Below are 16897 nucleotides of genomic sequence, written 5' to 3' on the forward strand. Positions count from 1 at the left end.
TATGACTGGCTATCAACAGTCACAAATTACCGTAGTTGCAAAAGAGTATCATTGCACTAAAATTGGGCTCTACAATAAAAAAGACCCCTACTCTAGCGCACCAATAGACCATTGCCTAATTGAGTCACTAAATGTTGGGGTTTGGGTAATCTTAATGACGACAGTCTACTACTGATAAAATGAAGCACCTGATTTGTGTTCATTTCATGGTGTCGGTAAAGGTTTGCCTAGTATGTATTTTATGATGAATAATAATGGGGTTGTTTTGGCAATATACAATGTTCAATTTAACGCTAAATTGAGCCAAATAATGCCAAATTGAGCCTCTGCCATCATCACAGCCCAATATAATAACAAAAGCTTCGCCTGCATGAAACCTAAAAATACATTATATAAATGTGGTTTTCTACAAAATACCACCAAATATCGCCATTTATACGCATAAAAATATAAACCAAGCAGCAGGCAAACCCTTCCAAAATAATTAATAGCACAAATCTTTATCCATCAATTTAATATCCCTATTGGGTTAAAAAATGACTAAATAGTACACGATAGTACCCAACTTTTATCCAATCATAAACGCTGCTATGATGCGGTAACAAAGATTTAAAAAGTCTTAAAAAGTTTTAACAAGGATAATGACCATGTCTCAAGATAACATAAAACCAACCACCCAAAACAACATAAACAACACCAAAAACGACTTAAAAAACAACACCAAAAACAACGCTACTAGCCCTAAGCCTACACCACAACAAGTACAAACTGACCAAACCGCAAGCGTCGCTAAGTTTATGGATACAGCCACCTATCAGCAAATGCTCACCGACATGCCCACCACTTATGAGCTACTCAAAAAAGGACATGATATTAACCCCGATGCACCTGCTTTAAGCTACTTTTTGCAAGCCACTGATGATAATTATCAAACCCATGAAACACTCAGCTATGCCGAATTTTTGGCACAAGTGCATCAAGTGGGTAATTTTATTGACTCGCTCAACCTTGAAGACGATGCTGTCATTGCCATGCTACTGCCCAACCTACCCGAAGGCTTTATTGCCATCTTTGGGATACAGACCCGTCATATCGTCATGCCCATTAATCCTTTACTTGAGCCTGAGATTATCAGCGAGCTGCTGAGCAATGCCAAAGCACGAGCGTTAATTACCTTTGCGCCCTTTCCTAAAGTTGATATCTGGCAAAAGGCACAATATGCAGCCGAGCATGTACCAAGCTTAGCGCATGTGATAACCATTAATATGGCAACGCATGTACAAGGCAAAAAAGCCCTGCCCGCTAAGCTATTACAATTTAAACAAAATATACAAGAAAATGGCTGGCAAGCATTGCTATTTGCTGCCGCTGCTGGCTTGCCTGCGCATATTACCCATCATAACTGGACAGAGGCACTAAAACCTCAGCGCAAAGAGCAGCTTAACTTTGTCAATGATGCAAATAAGCGTCGCCAAAGTACCGATTTATCTTCCTTTTTTTGCACAGGTGGTACCACAGGTCGCCCCAAAATCGCCATGCGTCAACATAAAAATGAAGTCAGTAACGTGCTGCAAGCTCGGGCAGTACTCGGTGATGAAGTTGTCGGCAGTGGTAAAACGGTGCTGTGTGGTTTGCCTTTATTTCACGTCAATGCGTTGATGGTGACAGGTGCATTGCCACTATCTATCGGTGGGCATATCTTACTTGCCACCCCACAAGGCTATCGTGGTGAAGGCATGATGACCAACTTTTGGAAAATTATTGCGTACTATCGAGTAAATTTCTTTAGTGGTGTACCCACCCTATTTAGTGCCTTATTGGACATACCCATAGCCAACCAAAATGTCAGCAGCCTAGAGTATTGTCTTTGCGGTGCAGCACCAATGCCCGTTGAAGTGTTTAAGCAGTTTGAAGCACAGACAGGCATTAGTATTTTGGAAGCTTATGGCATGACTGAGGGCAATTGTGGCAGCTCAGCCAATCCCAAAGATGGTGAGCGTAAGATTGGCTCGGTTGGTTTGCCGTTTGCATTTCAGCCAATGAGTGTGGTCATTGTTGATGACACACACTCTGATAAGACAGAGAGCTCAAGTCAATTTGTGCGTCATGCCAATGTCGATGAAGTTGGGGTGATTGCCATTCGTGGTGACAATGTGTTTGTTGGCTATCATAATCCCAGTCAAAACTCAGATATTTGGATTGAGGATAATGAGGGTAAGCGATGGCTAAATACAGGAGATTTGGGTTATCAAGACAGTGATGGTTACTTCTTTTTGACAGGTCGCAAAAAAGAGCTGATTATCCGTGGTGGACATAATATCGACCCGAAACTTATCGAAGAGCCCGTGTATCAACATGAAAGCGTTGCGCTGTGTGCTGCCATTGGTAAACCTGACGTCTATGCAGGCGAGTTGCCAATATTATATGTGCAACCAAAACCAAATATCAAAATAAACAACACAGAGTTAATTAAGCAATTACAAGACTATTGTCAGACGCACATTGCCGAGCGAGCCGCCATTCCCAAAGCAATTCATATTATTGATGAGATGCCGCTTACGCCAGTGGGTAAAGTATTTAAACCTGCCCTTAAACGCTTAGCCAATGTACAGAGTGTCAAAGAGTTGCTGACTGAGCAAAATATCACCGCAACTATCAGCACCCCCGAACACCCCAAGTATGGCTTTATCACCAAGGTCGAAGTAAACGATACTAAGCAGCTTAAAGAGGCACAACGGCTGGTTGGGCAACTGAGTATCGCCAGTGAAGTGACTGCGTTATAAGCAACTGTATTATGACTATTAGAATATCCGTAATAGCTGTCTATAATAACCATCTGTAATAGCTGACTATAGCTAGGGTGTATAACCCTGCATTTTTAGCGGCAAAGTCAATGCGCTTGCCTCTAACAACTCTAAGTCAGCAAATGTCTGTTGTGGGGTGGCGCAAGACATCACCACCCCTTCTTTGAGTACCACGACTTTATCGCAAATATCGAGCACCAAATCCAAATCATGCGTGGCAATTAGTTGACTATGAGTAAAACCCTCTAACTGGCTAATCAAGTTTTGTCTTGCCTTAGGGTCTAAGCCGTCACTCGGCTCATCTAACACCAAAACCGATGGCTCCATTGCCAATATCCCTGCCAGTGCCACTGCCCGCTTTTGCCCACCTGACAAACGATACGGTGGTCTGTCTGCCAAATGTTCAATACCAACACGGCGCAGTGCTTTGGTTACTTGCTGCTGCAAATCCTCACCTTGCACACCAATATTTACCAATCCAAACGCCACATCATCAAACACCGTCGGCATAAATAACTGGTCATCTGAGTTTTGAAACGTAAAGCCAATAGTTCTACGCACGCTTTCTATGGTTGATGGGGTAACTTTGGTATCACCCAATGCAATATAGCCTGAAGTCGGCTGATAAAACCCTGAGAGCAAATTAATCAGCGTCGATTTACCCGCACCATTTGCCCCAACCAACGCCACTTTTTCACCGTGATGAATCTGAAAACTAACCCCATTTAATACTTGTGTGCCATCAGGATAACAAAAGCATAAATCAGAAAATGTAATTAAATGATGGCTCACCCACCCTCCTTACAGTTATATAGTCTGCCTACTATAAATCCACTACGGTGTTAACCTCGCTAGATGTACTACGTGTACTATCTGCACTCGGTTGCCTTGTAGTGAAATTATATTAGATTGACTATTAAAGTGGTTTAAATATGATTTAAATTTAGGCAAAAAGCGACCATTGTGGGTTGTGAATACAGGTTCTTATATAAATTGCAGCACATCATAGCGGTAGCAAAAATAACAGCCTAGCAGATAAAGCAATGACAACCCCAACCAAGCCAGCGACGCATAGCCATCATATTGCCGACGCTGATACAGCAATCCATCAAAACCACGGCACAGCATGGCTTGATGAATACGCCCACTACGCAGCCATACACGCATAAAAAACGCCTTTAATATCTCTTGATAGTCTTGCCAAGCGATGCGCTGCTTTTTGCTGACTTTACGTAGTAAATACGCCTTTTGTACTTGCGCCATCTCTTGTAGTAATAGCGAAAAATAACCATAGATAAAATACAGCGTCAAACAAAATACTTTCGGGAATTTAAGCTGCCGCAAACCACGGCTAATACCCACAATACCACAACTAGCAAGCAAGGTAATACCAAGTGACACGCACAACAGCGCACGCAAGCTAATAGATAGCAAGGTCAGCCAACCCACCGATAGCGAATAGCCAAAGAGCATAAATTGCTGCCCACGCTCAAGCCACGGGCTAAATATACCAATAAATAATACAAACGGTAAGATAATCGCTAGACGTGCTGCCAGCCATTTTAGTGATATACCAACAAGTTTGGCTTGCAAAATCACATAAGGAAAAAACAATAACAACTGCTGTGGTTGGTGTGGCGAAGACATCACAATGACAATGACAAATAAAAACGTCAATAGGGTCAATACTCTCGGGTCAACCTCAGAGAGTAGATGCGGACGCAACGCATAATCATCGACTTTTTGCCAAGCAATATATGCTTTTTGCAAATCCAGCATTGCCTACTACTCCCAAGCACCACTTATACCCTAAAACAAGGGTTTTATACCCTAAGACAAGCGTTGGCGACGACGACGCAGATAAATACCGCCACTAATCACACTTAATACCGCCACCATAATCACTGAGCCAATCACAGCAATCGACATATAGTGTATATGCTCCTCTGTCTCTGATGCGGCCTCACCACCAAACGTATAATCAGGCAAAATTGTGGTGCTTTGCTGCAAACTTTGAGTAAACTCATGTACAGGCGTGGCAGGCTGCTCCTCTAATAGCTGTGCCGAGCTGCCCTCTAATGACCACTCTAGACCATCAGGCTGTGAGGAAGCAAACCACGTCAAGGCAATAACTGGCAGCATCAATCCCACAAGGGCACTTATCATAGTCGATTTACTGATGCGACGCTGCGTTAATTGTGTCAGTTGTGCATTGTGAATCATATTCTGCTCTAACGCAAACCACACTACTGCTGAGGTAATCAAACCTTCACCAAGTCCAATCAACACATGAATCGGAATCATCAACATCACAAAATTGACAAATGGTATCTGCGCAATACCACTAACATAAGTCTCGACCACCACACCCAATGCACCCAAGGTCATGGCGAGCATACCAGAGACGCAGCTAGCAATCAGCACCTTTTTCTTGCTCAGATTGCCAGCAACGATAGGTTTCCATACAAATGGATAAATAAAGAAACAAGGCACAATCCCCATATTGATGATATTTGTTCCCAGTGCCAATATGCCACCATCACCAAATAACAATGCTTGAATCACCAATATAGAGCTGATAATAATAATCGCTGCCGAAGGCCCAAGAATAACGGCAAGCAGTAGACCACCTGCAATATGCCCACTTGACCCCGTTCCAGGAATGGCAAAATTAATCATCTGTGCCACAAACACAAATGCTCCCATCACTCCCATTAGTGGTAATTTTTGCAGCATGTCTTCTTGCTTATCAAGTTTGAATCCATGATAAGCCACTACCGCAGCAGCAATTGCTATCCCTGTTATGCCAACTTCGGGAGAAATCAGGGCATCACTCATGTGCATAATACAATCCTCATTATAAAACCATCACAAGATACTGATAAAAATGCAGCTCAAAACTACAGCGCATTCATTACTTTGCCGCTATCGTAAATAATTTTTATTCTCAAAGATAGCCTTTCTATGCAAACATGACTATTTTTTTCCGTTTTTTTATATTTTATTTATCCCATTGCGCATCATATTATGGGCTATTGACGCAGCTTTTTACGTAAGATTTTACCCACCGCAGACTTTGGCAACTCAGCAATAAACTCATAATATTGTGGACGCTTATAAGCTGCCAAACGTGTGCTAGCAAACTCACGCAACACCGCTTCGCTCAAATTGTCATCTTTTTTTACCACAAAAGCTTTGGGTACTTCACCGCTATGCTCATCACTCACACCCACCACAGCCACCTCGACTACCTGTGGGTGTTCGGTCAATGCCGCTTCCACTTCATTAGGATAAACATTAAAGCCTGATACCAAAATCATATCTTTTTTGCGGTCTACCAAAGTCAAAAAGCCATTAGCATCTAAAAAACCAATATCCCCAGTTTTAAAATAGCCATCTTTGGTAAATACAGGCGCATTATCCCGCTGCCAATATCCACGCATGATTTGTGGGCCTTTGGTACACACCTCGCCACGCTCACCTGTGGCGCACCGATTGCCCTCTTCATCTAATATAATCACTTCCGTCAGTGGCATTGGCAGTCCGACTGTGCCATTAAATTTTGTAATCGACATCGGATTAAACGATACCACTGGTCCTGTCTCAGACATACCATAACCTTCGGTAATATTTTTACCCGTTATCGCCTTCCAACGCTCTGCCACCGCAGGAATAATCGACGTGCCACCGCCAATGGCTAATTTAAAATGGCTAAAATCAAGCGTGGCAAATTTTGGATGCTGCAACATGCCATTAAATAACGTATTCACAGAAGGAATGATATGCGGTTTGTGCCTTTCTATTAAAGCCATTACCGTATCCATATCACGCGGATTGGTGACTAAAATATTCTCCCAACCAGCATACATACCCAGCAACGCACACACAGAAAATGAGAAAATATGATACAGCGGTAACGGATTTAATAGCTTCACCTGACCGTTGTTTTTGGGGTCTACTTCGGCATCTGCTATGCGTCCAAATACCGCATAACACTGAATGACATTCACTAAGATATTATAATGAGTCAGCATTGCGCCTTTGGGTTTGCCAGTTGTACCGCCCGTATATTGCAGCAATGCCAAATCTTCTTTATACAGCTTTGGTGTAACAAATGCTTGTGCCTGATAATCGGCTAAAATCTGTGCCAATGTAACCTGCTTGGGTGATTGTGATGATTGTGACTGCTCACTATTAGCGACATGATTAGCACTATTAGCGACATTAGTAACGTCCGCATCACTTGTCATCTGTGTTAAGGCAATAATGTCATTGCTACTGGCATCATCGCCTTGTAGCGAGCAGCTAACCACCCAGTTAAGCTGCGTTTTTACCTCAGTATCCATCTGCTGATAAGCAGTATCCATACCATTTAATATCACTAATGCACAAGCCTGAGAGTCACGTAACTGATAGCTTAGCTCATGATGGGTGTATGATGGATTGATATTGACCAATATCACGCCTGCCCGCAAACAACCAACCATCACCACAGGAAACTGTAAGATATTGGGTAATTGAATGGCGATGCGGTCTCCTTTTTGTACATTTTGCGCTTGCAAAAACGCGGCAAAACGCCGACTGGCAATATCAAGTTGGGCAAATGTGAGTGTTGCTGCGCCCATACTAAATGCAATAGCATCACCATATTGATTAAAAGATGGCTGCAATAAATCCATCACATTGTGCAGATGCTGAGGAATTTCAATATGATAATCTAAACCATAATCTTGATAGGCATCTGATGGGGTATATTGTGATTGGGTCATCTTCTCGCTTCCTTGCGCTGATATTATTATTTATTTCTTAATTCACTTCTTATCTCAATTCTCCATAAATAAGAAGGCTGCCAACAAAAAAGTATCATAAACTTCCCTGTTGACTTACTACTGCTTTACCAATTTAACAAATCCGATAACACATGAAAAGCGTAGCAGCATAACGATGCGTCATAAAAAATTTTATACCATTTTTAGAGCGTTTAAAAAATAATACTCTAAACCATGCTGTATATCGTAATTTTTTGACTATATAAACAACTCTTAATCACTTGGTAATATAGTGCTTGATAAGCTAGTGTAGCAGACAAAGAAAAAGCCGATAATCCCTTATCGAATTATCAGCTTTTTTTTATTATTTACTGCAAGCAAAATTTCTCAAATTAACTTCTCAAATTAACTTCTCACATTAATAATGCTGTTATATCTGTATAGCATCACTTTACTGTGCCATCTGTGCAAATACGGCATCAGCCGCTTTGATGGTCGCATCAAGGTCAGCTTGACTGTGCTTAGAGGACATAAACGCCGCTTCATAAGCAGAAGGGGCAAGATAAATACCACGCTCAAGCATACCATGAAAGAAAGTATTAAATGCGTCTATGTCACAATCACTGACTTCATCAAAGTTTTGTGGGGTAGCAGTATCACCGTCTTTGACAAAAAAGAAGCCCATCATACCACCAAGTTTATTGCTGCGTAGATGGATACCATGTTTATCAGCCGCCGCTTGGATACCATCAATGAGATAATCAACTTTGCTTGCCAATTCATCATAAAAGCCATCGACGGTCAAATCTTCAAACATGGCAATGCCTGCGCGCATCGCCAGTGGATTGCCTGAGAGAGTTCCTGCTTGATACACGCCACCTGTGGGCGCAATACATTGCATGATTTCACGTTTACCACCAAATGCACCAACAGGCAAACCTGCACCGATGATTTTACCAAAGCAGGTCAAATCAGGCTCAATACCAAAATGCGCTTGTGCCCCGCCAAGCCCGACTCGAAACCCTGTCATCACTTCATCAAAAATCAACACTGCGCCATGCTCGCTGCATTGCTGACGCAAAGTATCGTGAAACTCTTGCGTAGGAATAACCATATTCATATTACCAGCAATCGGCTCTACGATAACACACGCAATCTCATTACCCCATTTAGCAAAACATTCTTTAATGGCATCAGGATTGTTATATGGCAAAGTGATGGTATGTTTGGCAAAGTCAGCAGGCACGCCTTTTGAAGTTGGCTCACCAATATCAAGCATACCTGAGCCAGCTTTGACTAAAAGACTGTCAGAATGTCCATGATAACAACCTTCAAATTTGACGATTTTGTCACGCCCTGTATAGCCACGTGCCAGACGAATGGCACTCATGGTCGCCTCTGTACCAGAGTTGGTCATACGCACCAGCTCGACACTGGGGACAATCTCACAAATTTTATCAGCGATGGTAGTTTCAAAAGGCGTTGGTGCACCAAAACTTAGCCCATCGTCTGCCGCTTGTTTCACTGCCTCAATCACTTTGGGGTGCGCATGTCCTAAAATCATTGGCCCCCATGAGCCAACATAATCGATATAGGCATTGTCTTCGGTATCATAAATCTTGCTGCCACTGGCTTTGTGGATAAACACAGGCGTGCCACCAACCCCTGCAAAAGCACGTACAGGTGAGTTGACCCCACCGGGGATATGTTTTTTAGCTTGTAAAAAGAGTTGTTCGTTTTTGGTACTCATGGGTTTTACCTTATTATTCATGGATTTATTGTTATTATAACGATAATACAATTAGAATTGCACCGCTAGCCCAACCTTATCTGCCACAGTAAATTGAATAACCTTTAATGCCACCGCAACATCAAAACTGGCTGCCCCACCCAATTTAAATAAGGTAATCCCCTTATCTTTTGGCTATACGACTTACGACTGGGTGACTAAAACGAACTTCTAAGGTGACATTGTTAATTTAAAATCAGGCACGATAGCCACCAACTTACCCTGATTATCTACCATCTGTGGTGGTTTATCCTCAAGAAATATCAAAAAATGCCCCACATAATTACCGCCATCTATCGGCATGATATAGCCGTCTTGCAAGGGTATCACTTCCTTACCCTGTTCATTTAGCAGAGCAAATCTTTGCTTACCTTCTACAAAGTTCGGATGATAAGCAATAACCAAATTTCCATTAAATTCGCCCAGCTCATAATAATCTGCCGATATTTTTTGTCCTTGACGATTGATAAGATAAGATTTATCGTCTTTTTGTACCCCAATGGCTTGATGGGTAAAATAATCTCCATAAATAGAATCATATTCTATTGGCAACACTACCTCACCTTGTCGGTTGATAAATCCGTATTTAATATGACCCGAGTCATCATCGATACCTACCTTTGCCCACCCATCTGCAAAACCACTTGCACTATCATAAATAAAATCAATCTCAACTTTGCCTTGCTTATTATAGTACCCCCATTTGCCCTCTCTATTACTATCATATTGTTTAACATTAATAAGCCCTTCTGAAAAAAACCAAAGCTTATCAAACTGTAATGGAATAATTATTTGTCCACGCTGATTTGCCACACCATGTTTATCTTGTTTTATCAGCTCAAAATACACTTGACCATCTTGCTGATCAGAAAAAATAGATATACTGTCATACTCAAAGGGGGTAATAACTTTATTTTGCTGGTTAATCACACCATATTTATCCTCTTTTTTGACAGTAACAAATCCCTTGTTAAAATGCCAACCAGCCTCATAATCAAAGGGGATAACTACCTTATTTTGTTGATCAATATAACCCACCTTTCCCTGTTGCGTAACACGAGCGAAACCATCTGAAAAACTATCTGCATAATCATAAATAGTAGGGATAACCAACTTGCCTTGCTTATTAACAAAACCATACTTACCTGCCAACTGTACTCTTGCTAAGTCGTTTTGGTAAAAGGAATACGCCTGATCATAAATAATAGGCACGACAATCTCACCTTGATGGTTGACAAAACCATATTTGCCTGCCTTTGTTACAGTCAATAACGCCTCATTATTATTACAAGAGTAATCAAGTGTCACACCATCGGGTAATGAATAACCTTTATCTAACTGACAGCCACTGATTAAATCGTGCATGGTTATCACAGGAATAGTATCAAGCGTTACACTATTAAATGTTGCTCTATTAGAGATTGCACTATTAGTCACTGTATCAGGGGCAGGGGCAGAAGCATCAACATAGCTAGCCGATAAAGTTATCAGCATTGCCATAAATATTTGTTTTATTTTAAACATATGGGATTTAACAATGAAATGCTGATAGATTATTGTCATGATAATTTCCCTTTATAAAATAATGAAAATAGCACTGACAGTTTAAACCAGTCCATAAACAAAAACAGCCACCTTTTGGTGACTGTTTTGATAATACTGATGAATAAATCTAGCTATAAAATAGAAAAATTACTTAATCTTTTTCCACTCTTGACGCACTGCATTTTTGGTAGATTCTGGTAGTGGCACGAAATCTAAGCGAGTGGCAGCAGCATTACCATTTTTAAATGACCATTCAAAAAACTTAATCGCTTCTTGGCTAGCTTCTGCATTGGTTGGATTCTTTGGCATCAAAATAAAAGTGGCTGCTGAGATTGGCCATGCTTGTGCACCTGGCTGATTGGTAATCATCAATGAAAAGCCAGGTACCTTACTCCAGTTTACTTTAGCAGCTGCTGCAAACGTATCATCAGAAGGCTGTACATAATTACCAGCACGGTTTTTTAGCTGAGTATATGCCAATTTATTTTGCTTAGCATAAGCGTATTCAACATAACCAATTGAGTTATTGACACGGCTAACCAAGCTGCTAACCCCTTCATTACCTTTACCACCCACACCAGTAGCAGAAGTTGGCCATTTGACCGTTTTATCCACACCTACTTTATTTTTCCAAGTAGATGAGACTTGGCTTAGGTAGTTGGTAAATACATAAGTTGTACCAGAACCATCTGAACGAAAGGCGGTGGTAATGGTGCTATCAGGTAGCTTTAGTGATGGGTTGATGCTTTGAATCGCAGGGTCATTCCATTTGGTAATTTCACCCAAATAAATTTTTGCTAACACATCACCTGTCAAGCGCATTTTGCCAGCAGCAACGCCATTAACATTAACGATGGGTACAACACCACCAACAACGGTCGGAAACTGTATTAGACCATTTTTATTAAGCTCAGCAGCACTCATCGGTGCATCAGACGCACCAAAATCAACCGTTTTTGCCAAAATTTGTTTGATACCACCTGATGAACCAATGGATTGATAGTTAATCTGATTGCCAGTGGCTTTATTATAATCACTTGCCCACTGTGAATAGATTGGCTGTGGAAAAGAGGCACCTGCACCTGTGACTGTGGCGGCGGTTGCTGAAGCACTACATAAAACGCCAACAGCCAAAGTTACCAACATACGCTTCATTGCTGTATCCTTATTAATAAAAAATATAACGTCATAAATAATCTGGCGAGATGATCTCACAAGAGGTGGATTGTTATGGCGTATTACACAGCAATAAAGCGTCAAATTCATGTCAAATTGATGTTATTTTAATGACAAAAAACACCCACCTAAAAATACTTAAGTGGGTGTTTTTGGGGTGCTTTTTTATATACTAATATGAAAATATAGTGAATGAGTTACTCAACTGCTAAATCTTCTTTTTCACCCAATTCATACAAGGCACCTGCACGTCCAACAATCAACGGATCAACACTACCGACTTGATCTTTGTCTTTATTTTCATACGGTAGTTTATTAAGCACATAGCGCATGGCATTCAAACGAGCCCGTTTTTTACAATCTGATTTGATCACAATCCAAGGGGATTCGGCAGTATCGGTGTTATAAAACATGGCCTCTTTTGCCAAGGTATAATCATCCCATTTATCTAGTGATGCTTTATCAATGGGTGATAATTTCCACTGCTTCAGAGGGTGTGCCTCACGCTGTGCAAAACGGCGACGCTGCTCATCACGGCTCACCGAAAACCAAAACTTAATCAGATGAATACCCGAGTCAATCAGGTGTTTTTCAAACTCAGGGACTTGCTTCATAAAGGTTTCATACTCTTCATTACTGCAAAAACCCATCACCCGCTCAACACCTGCTCGGTTATACCATGAGCGATCAAATAAGACGATATCACCTTTGGTCGGTAGATGCTGTACATAACGCTGAAAATACCATTGTCCTTGCTCTTGCTCGGTTGGCTTCTCAAGTGCGATCACTTTTGCACCACGAGGATTTAAATGCTCCATAAAGCGTTTAATCGTTCCCCCTTTACCTGCTGCATCACGCCCCTCAAAGACAATCACAACCTTTTGTCCTGTATCACGAATCCAACGCTGTAGTTTCAGCAGCTCAACTTGCAAATGATACTTTTGCTTCTCATAAGTCTTACGAGACAAACGGTTTTTGTAGGGATAGCCTCCTTCACGCCAATTATCAGATAACTCATCATCTTTTTTGCTACCTGTCTTCACCTGATTGGCAAGTGCATGTTTGGCAAATAAATCTTTAAGTTTGATTAAATCATCTGGCGAGGCATCATGAATCAGGGCTTGCAAATGCTCAGAGATACCATCAATATTGCCATCTTTTAAATCTTGCAATACCACATCATCAATGACTTCTTTGGTTTTTACCCTTGAGCCTGTTTTTTTCTTACCAGTCTCATACTTCTCAATCTCTTTACCATCAGTTTCATAATCATCAGTCACATGCTCAGTTTTCTTTCCCATCGATTCCTCCTGTTGTTGTTAATGTTACTGGTTTCATGTTGCTAGGTTACAATTTATCAAAATTATAAACCATTTTATTAAATTTAATTACAATGATAAAAAAATTATTCTTAAAGCCATTAATATTGTAAGGTTTTTATCATAAGTTCACTATAGCCAAACCTTTGACCACCTGCAAGAGGCAGTTGCTAACTGTATATCTAACCATTGTACTTGCAACTCAGGGCAAAAAGGTGTCTAATAAAATTACTATAGATAATCATTTTATCTTCATAATATCAAGCCCTTGTAAAACACTTGTTTACTCAACTTTTTTTAACCCAAAATTTAATATTTCTCATAGAAGTATGTCCACAATTACTATACAATAAATTATATTGGATACATTAAATAAAAAAATTTTACTAAATAGTCTTTTAAATCATACATAAAATCATATAACATATCGAAGAGCAATATTTATGCGACGCAAAATTATTAGTACCTCCACTTCTAGTCTTTATGACCTTCATATTAATCACAACATTGAGTTGATCCGCTTACGTTTATATATTAATAATGTTGAATTTACAGATGGTATCAATATTAATGCCAAGCGATTACGCAACTTAATGAGTAATTTAGACTCTTCAGCCGTACATACTGCACCTGCACCTAGACAAGAAGTCATTGATTTATTTAATAAATTATACAATCAAGGCTATGAAGAGGTATTTATCACTACCTTATCATCAAAGATGAGTCAAAGTCATGACATCATAAAAAATGCCGCAGCAGAATTCCAAGATAAAATGGATATCTACGTTTATGATTGTAAAGAATTAAATGTATGTGAATCCATTCTGGCCCTAGAAGCGGCACAACTGAGTACTCATGAATACAGTATGCCTAAGATTGCAAGGCGTTTAGATGAACTTAGACAGCAACATAAAATGCTATTTACTGTCAATGATTTGTCCTACCTTATCAAAAATAAAAAACTGTCAAGTACGGCAGGTTTTTTTGCCAATATATTTAATATAAAACCAATATTAGAAGTAACAGACGATGGCCAAATCGTTACCGTCCAAAAAATCAGAACTCTGGATAAATCTTTGGATTATATCATTAAAGGTTTTGCAAACTGCTTACAAAATAACTGCTTTCTATATGCCCTATCAGCTGGCCAAACTGAGCTAGATAACTACTTTATTTCACGTCTAAAAAAACAGACAAAACTTAATAATATTCCTATCCTACCTGTCTCTGCCATTTCTCTAGCAAACCATGGCCCTTCTGGAGTTGGATTATGTGCCTTCACAAAAGAAATTCCACACGCAGCTCAGTACTATAGATAATTAAAACAAATGTATTTAAGATAATATGAATGTTGCCCAAACCTTTTGGTTCACTATTATATAGCTCCCTTGTCGTTATTATTACTAGCTGTTGCTACAGCTTTTGTATACAATCAATAAGACGTTTTAACAATTAGATAGATAAATAGATAATAAGTAGACACAATCTACTTTTCTATATATATAAACAATCACACTCGCAACCCCCTCCTAACCTCCCCTCTTAAAAAAGGGGGAGGAACCGGCTTTTAAGTCCTCCCCCTACTTCACGGAGAGAGTTTGGGAGGGGTCATATATCAATTTAGTAAAATAAGTTGAGGGTGAGGTATATAAAAAATATAAAACGTCATTACTTAAAGGGATTTGAAACATGCGACGTAAAATTATCGACACCTCCACTTCAGGGCTAGACAATCATAATATAGTCCATGATATTGAGCTAATACGAGCACACATATTTATCAACAATGTTCAATTTATTGATGGTAAAAATATCACTACCAAGCGTTTACGTTATCTGATGACAACCATGAACTCTTCAGCAGTCCGTACAGATCCCTCTACTGCTGAAGAGCTAGCAGAGATGTTTCATCAACTCTATCAGCAAGGCTACCAAGAGTTATTTATCATTTCACTAACCTCTAAGCACAGCGAAAGCATTAAAATCATCCAGCAAGTGGCTGATGACTTCAAAGAACACATGGATATTTATGTATATGACAGCAAAGACATTGATGTTTGCGAAGCAATGATGGCATTAGAAGCTGAACATATGACCAAAAAAGGTCACAGTATGCCAGAAATAGCGAGCCGTCTAGACAAACTAAAATCCAGTCATACCATGCTTTTTGCTGTCAATGATTTATCTTATTTAATGAAAAATAAAAAAGTATCTTCAGTCAGTGGTATTTTAGCCAGTATATTTAATATCAAGCCCATACTAACCATCACTGCTGAAGGTAAATTAATTATTGCCAAAAAAGTGCGAAGTATTGATAAATCTCTTGAGTATATGGTCAAAAGTCTAGCCAAACGTATTCAAGGTAGGGATTGCTTTGTTTATATACTCTCTACAGGAGAGACGCAATTAGATAATAAGCTAATTAATAAAATTAAACAGCAAACGACCATCAATTATGTCACTGTCCTACCTCTGTCTACTGTCTCAGTTGCCAATCAAGGGCCAACAGGTGTAGGACTTTGTAGCTTTATAGATGAAATACCTTATGCAGCTAAATTTTACTTACAGCCCACAAGTGGTTGATACTTATGATTTAAGTACTGACTTACGACAGCTTAGTCAGTTTAATTAGCTCAAACTTTGCCATCGCATCTTCACTAACCGCCAAGAAATCTTTGACATGTTGGCTATCTAAATGTTGTTGCATTACCGCTTCATCTTGCCAAGTTTCATAAAATACAAAATGTGCAGGATTTTCATTATTTTGGTGCATATCATAGCTAATACACCCCTGCTCAGCTCGAGTTGGCGCAATGAGTTTGCTCAGCTCTGTTTTTACCAATTCTATTTTATCTTCTTTGGCGATGATATTAGCAACAATGGTTAACGGTGTATTTGACATAACAATTCCTTTTTTACAGTCATCTTATAGTGGTTATAAAAGCTACTTAATCATTAAGTAGCTTCTTTTATTGTAATTAATTATATAAATACATGCCATCATTTTTCACTGTCACAGTTATTAAGAAAATTAGCTAAATTGAGTAAAAAATAACACTGCGTTATATCAAATATACCCTCTTAAACATGCAATATCATCTTAAATAAATATACCCCAATCGCGGTTGCCAATAACGTCAAACACAAATGCAACGTAATTAGCCCCAATCCTGCCAATATCCGCCCACCATCTATCAAGGTAAACACCTCAGCACTAAAGCTACTAAAGGTGGTTAAGCCTCCCAAAAATCCCGTTATTACAAACATTTTTAAATGCCCATGATACGCATGCTCCACAGGAATTTTTTCAAATACCACCAACGCCATACCAATCAGCAAACCACCCAACATATTTGCCATCAACGTGCCCGCAGGCAACCAAGACCACTGACTCAAATGCGACAAACTGTTGTTAAAACGAGCCAACCATGCCCGCAAACACGCCCCAAATGCCGCTCCAATGCCTACCAACAAAAACGCTTGCCATTGCATAGC

General features: G+C 39.9%; 13 protein-coding genes. 3 read left to right on the top strand and 10 right to left on the bottom strand.

What is annotated here, in order from left to right; translation table 11 throughout:
• The first annotated feature begins 647 nt into the window (after nt 1–647).
• Nucleotides 648–2783, top strand: coding sequence for an acyl-CoA synthetase (locus tag FHK89_RS04335; protein WP_230657148.1), 2136 nt, complete (start codon nt 648–650; stop codon nt 2781–2783).
• 72 nt (nt 2784–2855) lie between these two features.
• Here FHK89_RS04335 and FHK89_RS04340 read toward each other — a convergent pair whose 3' ends face one another.
• The 8 genes from FHK89_RS04340 to ppk2 all read right to left on the bottom strand — a co-directional run bounded on the left by FHK89_RS04340 (nt 2856) and on the right by ppk2 (nt 13384).
• Nucleotides 2856–3596 (bottom strand): energy-coupling factor ABC transporter ATP-binding protein, encoded by a 741-nt coding sequence (locus FHK89_RS04340; protein ID WP_230657150.1) that lies wholly within the window; start codon nt 3594–3596, stop codon nt 2856–2858.
• A 192-nt stretch (nt 3597–3788) separates the two neighbouring features.
• Nucleotides 3789–4583 (bottom strand): energy-coupling factor transporter transmembrane component T family protein, encoded by a 795-nt coding sequence (locus FHK89_RS04345; RefSeq protein WP_230657151.1) that lies wholly within the window; start codon nt 4581–4583, stop codon nt 3789–3791.
• 51 nt (nt 4584–4634) lie between these two features.
• Nucleotides 4635–5642, bottom strand: coding sequence for an energy-coupling factor ABC transporter permease (locus FHK89_RS04350; RefSeq protein WP_230657152.1), 1008 nt, complete (start codon nt 5640–5642; stop codon nt 4635–4637).
• A 194-nt stretch (nt 5643–5836) separates the two neighbouring features.
• On the bottom strand, nt 5837–7573 hold the full coding sequence (locus FHK89_RS04355) for an AMP-binding protein (RefSeq protein ID WP_230657153.1): 1737 nt from the start codon (nt 7571–7573) through the stop codon (nt 5837–5839).
• A 451-nt stretch (nt 7574–8024) separates the two neighbouring features.
• Nucleotides 8025–9323, bottom strand: coding sequence for a glutamate-1-semialdehyde 2,1-aminomutase (hemL, locus tag FHK89_RS04360; protein WP_230657154.1), 1299 nt, complete (start codon nt 9321–9323; stop codon nt 8025–8027).
• Nucleotides 9324–9533: 210 nt separating this feature from the next.
• Complete coding sequence (locus FHK89_RS04365; RefSeq protein ID WP_230657156.1) at nt 9534–10925, bottom strand: WG repeat-containing protein; 1392 nt, start codon at nt 10923–10925, stop codon at nt 9534–9536.
• A gap of 129 nt (nt 10926–11054) precedes the next feature.
• Nucleotides 11055–12062, bottom strand: a complete 1008-nt coding sequence (gene pstS / locus FHK89_RS04370) for a phosphate ABC transporter substrate-binding protein PstS (protein ID WP_442966557.1) — start codon at nt 12060–12062, stop codon at nt 11055–11057.
• Between the two features lie 218 nt (nt 12063–12280).
• Entirely contained in the window at nt 12281–13384 is a 1104-nt protein-coding gene (gene ppk2 / locus FHK89_RS04375; protein WP_230657158.1) for a polyphosphate kinase 2, read from the bottom strand.
• A gap of 461 nt (nt 13385–13845) precedes the next feature.
• On the opposite strand from ppk2, the gene FHK89_RS04380 reads away from it, so the two are divergent.
• Both FHK89_RS04380 and FHK89_RS04385 read left to right on the top strand, forming a co-directional pair.
• Nucleotides 13846–14721, top strand: a complete 876-nt coding sequence (locus tag FHK89_RS04380) for a DegV family protein (RefSeq protein ID WP_230657160.1) — start codon at nt 13846–13848, stop codon at nt 14719–14721.
• Nucleotides 14722–15091: 370 nt separating this feature from the next.
• Nucleotides 15092–15985, top strand: a complete 894-nt coding sequence (locus FHK89_RS04385) for a DegV family protein (protein WP_230657162.1) — start codon at nt 15092–15094, stop codon at nt 15983–15985.
• Between the two features lie 22 nt (nt 15986–16007).
• Here FHK89_RS04385 and FHK89_RS04390 read toward each other — a convergent pair whose 3' ends face one another.
• Nucleotides 16008–16304 (bottom strand): putative quinol monooxygenase, encoded by a 297-nt coding sequence (locus tag FHK89_RS04390; protein WP_230657164.1) that lies wholly within the window; start codon nt 16302–16304, stop codon nt 16008–16010.
• Between the two features lie 179 nt (nt 16305–16483).
• Nucleotides 16484–16894: a fluoride efflux transporter FluC gene (locus FHK89_RS04395; RefSeq protein ID WP_230657166.1), complete on the bottom strand. Its 411-nt coding sequence runs from the start codon at nt 16892–16894 to the stop codon at nt 16484–16486.
• Nucleotides 16895–16897: the final 3 nt, after the last annotated feature.

The sequence above is a fragment of the Psychrobacter sp. I-STPA10 genome (genome assembly GCF_021012795.1).
GTDB lineage: Bacteria > Pseudomonadota > Gammaproteobacteria > Pseudomonadales > Moraxellaceae > Psychrobacter.

Bases quoted from the DNA above. Each gene is read 5' to 3' on its own strand.
- hemL (WP_230657154.1), bottom strand. From the start codon at position 9,323: ATGAGTACCAAAAACGAACAACTCTTTTTACAAGCTAAAAAACATATC.
- FHK89_RS04335 (WP_230657148.1), top strand. From the start codon at position 648: ATGTCTCAAGATAACATAAAACCAACCACCCAAAACAACATAAACAAC.
- FHK89_RS04350 (WP_230657152.1), bottom strand. From the start codon at position 5,642: ATGAGTGATGCCCTGATTTCTCCCGAAGTTGGCATAACAGGGATAGCA.
- FHK89_RS04380 (WP_230657160.1), top strand. From the start codon at position 13,846: ATGCGACGCAAAATTATTAGTACCTCCACTTCTAGTCTTTATGACCTT.
- FHK89_RS04345 (WP_230657151.1), bottom strand. From the start codon at position 4,583: ATGCTGGATTTGCAAAAAGCATATATTGCTTGGCAAAAAGTCGATGAT.
- pstS (WP_442966557.1), bottom strand. From the start codon at position 12,062: ATGAAGCGTATGTTGGTAACTTTGGCTGTTGGCGTTTTATGTAGTGCT.
- FHK89_RS04385 (WP_230657162.1), top strand. From the start codon at position 15,092: ATGCGACGTAAAATTATCGACACCTCCACTTCAGGGCTAGACAATCAT.
- FHK89_RS04355 (WP_230657153.1), bottom strand. From the start codon at position 7,573: ATGACCCAATCACAATATACCCCATCAGATGCCTATCAAGATTATGGT.
- FHK89_RS04395 (WP_230657166.1), bottom strand. From the start codon at position 16,894: ATGCAATGGCAAGCGTTTTTGTTGGTAGGCATTGGAGCGGCATTTGGG.
- FHK89_RS04390 (WP_230657164.1), bottom strand. From the start codon at position 16,304: ATGTCAAATACACCGTTAACCATTGTTGCTAATATCATCGCCAAAGAA.
- FHK89_RS04365 (WP_230657156.1), bottom strand. From the start codon at position 10,925: ATGACAATAATCTATCAGCATTTCATTGTTAAATCCCATATGTTTAAA.
- ppk2 (WP_230657158.1), bottom strand. From the start codon at position 13,384: ATGGGAAAGAAAACTGAGCATGTGACTGATGATTATGAAACTGATGGT.